General features: G+C 35.1%; 1 protein-coding gene. It reads right to left on the bottom strand.

The window, feature by feature from the left end:
- A partial coding sequence (locus tag Q0370_RS06260) for a class I tRNA ligase family protein (protein WP_299573535.1) occupies positions 1–1078 on the bottom strand: 1078 nt, incomplete at both ends.

The following is a 1078-nucleotide window of genomic DNA, read 5'->3' as shown; positions in this document are numbered from 1 at the left end:
CAAGCATCTGCGTCAGCTTTTTCAAATGGCTTATCCGCATTATGAGAATCCAAATATCTCAAATAGTACCAAGACGAGTCAACGAAAGTATCCATCGTATCAGTTTCTCTTCTACCTTTTTTCCCATTCGACAAAATCACATTCTTAAACTCTTCCGAAGTTTCAAGCGGATTTCCTTTCCCATTAAATTCAATATCAGCAGGAAGTTTCACAGGCAAGTTTTCTTCTTCTTCCAAGTAAATATTCCCATCTTCATCATAAATCACAGGAATCGGAGTTCCCCAATATCTTTGTCTACTAATCAACCAGTCATGAAGTCTATAATTTACCGTTTTCTTACCAAGCCCAATTTTTTCCAATTTTTCAGTAATTTTCTCTTTTGCTTCATTACTATTTAATCCATTAAATTCTTCTGAATTTACCAATACTCCTGGAACTGTTAAAGCATTTTCCATTTTTTCAACAGAAACTTCTTCTAAATTTCCATTTTTATCAACAGGATTTACAACAATTTTCAAATCCAAGTTATATTTCTTAGCAAACTGAAAATCTCTTTCATCATGTGCAGGTACCGCCATTACAGCTCCTGTCCCATAATCCATCAATACATAGTTTGCAACCCACAACTGAACTTTTTCTCCATTTACAGGATTAATCACATAAAGTCCAGAAAATACTCCTTCTTTTTCCTTATCTTCCGCTGTACGAGCGATTTTATCCTCATTTCTCATCGCTTCAACTTTTTCTCTAATACCAGGATTTTCCTTTAAAATAACTTCCTCAACCAACGGATGTTCTGGTGCAACAGTTGCATAAGTAACTCCATAAAGCGTATCAGGTCTTGTCGTAAACACAGAAATTACAACTTCTCCCTTGTCATTCAATTTCAAATGTGAATTTCCATTATTTTCAAATTTATAATCCAAAATAAAGTCAACTTCAGACCCAGTCGATTTTCCAATCCAGTTTTTTTGCATAGTCAAAACTTGTTCAGGCCAGTGCCCTCTAAGTTCTTCGTGCCCTTGCAGCAATTCTTCAGCATAATCAGTTATTTTAAAGTACCATTGCGACAATTCCT

It is taken from the genome of uncultured Leptotrichia sp. (genome assembly GCF_938036635.1).
Taxonomy (GTDB): Bacteria; Fusobacteriota; Fusobacteriia; order Fusobacteriales; family Leptotrichiaceae; genus Leptotrichia; species Leptotrichia hongkongensis.
Note: the sequence above shows the minus strand (reverse complement) of the source record. Positions and strands in the feature narration are given on the sequence as shown.